This is a genomic window from Streptomyces sp. NPDC101166 (genome assembly GCF_044768125.1).
Lineage (GTDB): Bacteria > Actinomycetota > Actinomycetes > Streptomycetales > Streptomycetaceae > Streptomyces.
The window spans coordinates 1-2,975 of sequence record NZ_JBIWPF010000055.1 but is presented as its reverse complement, the minus strand read 5'-3'; the positions used below and the strand labels follow the sequence as shown (position 1 = coordinate 2,975).

Sequence of the window (2,975 nt, the reverse complement as noted above, 5' to 3'; positions counted from 1 at the left end):
TGCTGGTTGCTCATGGGTGGAACGTTGATTATTCGGCACTCTTGACTGTCTTCTCCTTCCAGTACTGCTCTTCGGGGCGTGGAACGAATGAGGGAAGCGGCGAGGGTGCCGGGCACGCTGTTGGGTGTCTGAGGGAATGAACTCCCTCGATGCCGGCCCCAGTGCACTCGGACCGTAAGGGTTCGGGGTGATGGGTGGCTGGTCGTTGTTTGAGAACTGCACAGTGGACGCGAGCATCTGTGGCCAAGTTTTTAAGGGCGCACGGTGGATGCCTTGGCACCAGGAACCGATGAAGGACGTGGGAGGCCACGATAGTCCCCGGGGAGTCGTCAACCAGGCTTTGATCCGGGGGTTTCCGAATGGGGAAACCCGGCAGTCGTCATGGGCTGTCACCCGCTGCTGAACACATAGGCAGTGTGGAGGGAACGCGGGGAAGTGAAACATCTCAGTACCCGCAGGAAGAGAAAACAACCGTGATTCCGGGAGTAGTGGCGAGCGAAACCGGATGAGGCCAAACCTACGACGTGTGAGACCCGGCAGGGGTTGCGTCGTGGGGGTTGTGGGATCTCTCTTCTGTCGTCTGCCGGCGACAGGACGAGTCAGAAACCGTTGATGTAGGCGAAGGACATGCGAAAGGTCCGGCGTAGAGGGTAAGACCCCCGTAGTCGAAACGTCAGCGGCTCGTTTGAGAGACACCCAAGTAGCACGGGGCCCGAGAAATCCCGTGTGAATCTGGCGGGACCACCCGCTAAGCCTAAATATTCCCTGGTGACCGATAGCGGATAGTACCGTGAGGGAATGGTGAAAAGTACCGCGGGAGCGGAGTGAAATAGTACCTGAAACCGTGTGCCTACAAGCCGTGGGAGCGTCGGACATCAAGCTTGCTTGGTGTCTCGTGACTGCGTGCCTTTTGAAGAATGAGCCTGCGAGTTTGCGGTGTGTTGCGAGGTTAACCCGAGTGGGGAAGCCGTAGCGAAAGCGAGTCCGAACAGGGCGATTCAGTAGCGCGCTCAAGACCCGAAGCGGAGTGATCTAGCCATGGGCAGGTTGAAGCGGAGGTAAGACTTCGTGGAGGACCGAACCCACCAGGGTTGAAAACCTGGGGGATGACCTGTGGTTAGGGGTGAAAGGCCAATCAAACTCCGTGATAGCTGGTTCTCCCCGAAATGCATTTAGGTGCAGCGTCGTGTGTTTCTTGCCGGAGGTAGAGCACTGGATAGGCGATGGGCCCTACCGGGTTACTGACCTTAGCCAAACTCCGAATGCCGGTAAGTGAGAGCGCGGCAGTGAGACTGTGGGGGATAAGCTCCATGGTCGAGAGGGAAACAGCCCAGAGCATCGACTAAGGCCCCTAAGCGTACGCTAAGTGGGAAAGGATGTGGAGTCGCACAGACAACCAGGAGGTTGGCTTAGAAGCAGCCACCCTTGAAAGAGTGCGTAATAGCTCACTGGTCTAGTGATTCCGCGCCGACAATGTAGCGGGGCTCAAGCGTACCGCCGAAGTCGTGTCATTGCAGCAATACGGCCAACGCCGGCTGTGATGGGTAGGGGAGCGTCGTGTGCCGGGTGAAGCAGCACCGGAAGGTAGTTGTGGACGGTTCACGAGTGAGAATGCAGGCATGAGTAGCGATACACACGTGAGAAACGTGTGCGCCGATTGACTAAGGGTTCCTGGGTCAAGCTGATCTGCCCAGGGTAAGTCGGGACCTAAGGCGAGGCCGACAGGCGTAGTCGATGGATAACCGGTTGATATTCCGGTACCCGCTGTGAAGCGTCAAACATCGAACCAGGCGATGCTAAGTCCGTGAAGCCGCCCCGGAGCCTTCGGGCAAAGGGGAGTGGTGGAGCCGACGAACCAGACTTGCAGTAGGTGAGTGATGGGGTGACGCAGGAAGGTAGTCCAGCCCGGGCGGTGGTTGTCCCGGGGTAAGGGTGTAGGACGTCAGGTAGGTAAATCCGCCTGGCAATAGTCTGAGACCTGATGCCGAGCCGATTGCGGTGAAGTGGATGATCCTATGCTGTCGAGAAAAGCCTCTAGCGAGTTTCATGGCGGCCCGTACCCTAAACCGACTCAGGTGGTCAGGTAGAGAATACCGAGGCGTTCGGGTGAACTATGGTTAAGGAACTCGGCAAAATGCCCCCGTAACTTCGGGAGAAGGGGGGCCACATCCGGTGATGGAATTTACTTCCTGAGCTGGGGGTGGCCGCAGAGACCAGCGAGAAGCGACTGTTTACTAAAAACACAGGTCCGTGCGAAGCCGTAAGGCGATGTATACGGACTGACGCCTGCCCGGTGCTGGAACGTTAAGGGGACCGGTTAGTCGACCTTCGGGTCGGCGAAGCTGAGAACTTAAGCGCCAGTAAACGGCGGTGGTAACTATAACCATCCTAAGGTAGCGAAATTCCTTGTCGGGTAAGTTCCGACCTGCACGAATGGCGTAACGACTTCTCGACTGTCTCAACCATAGGCCCGGTGAAATTGCACTACGAGTAAAGATGCTCGTTTCGCGCAGCAGGACGGAAAGACCCCGGGACCTTTACTACAGTTTGATATTGGTGTTCGGTTCGGCTTGTGTAGGATAGCTGGGAGACTTTGAAGCGCCAACGCCAGTTGGTGTGGAGTCGTCGTTGAAATACCAGTCTGGTCGTGCTGGATGTCTAACCTGGGTCCGTGATCCGGATCAGGGACAGTGTCTGATGGGTAGTTTAACTGGGGCGGTTGCCTCCTAAAGAGTAACGGAGGCGCCCAAAGGTTCCCTCAGCCTGGTTGGCAATCAGGTGTTGAGTGTAAGTGCACAAGGGAGCTTGACTGTGAGACCGACGGGTCGAGCAGGGACGAAAGTCGGGACTAGTGATCCGGCGGTGGCTTGTGGAAGCGCCGTCGCTCAACGGATAAAAGGTACCCCGGGGATAACAGGCTGATCTTCCCCAAGAGTCCATATCGACGGGATGGTTTGGCACCTCGATGTCGGCTC

At 57.1% G+C, this 2,975-nt stretch carries 1 rRNA gene; it reads left to right on the top strand.

Features of this window, described 5'->3' with window-relative positions:
- Nucleotides 1–241: 241 nt before the first annotated feature.
- Nucleotides 242–2,975, top strand: a 23S ribosomal RNA gene (locus ACIRS4_RS36130); the annotation flags it as partial.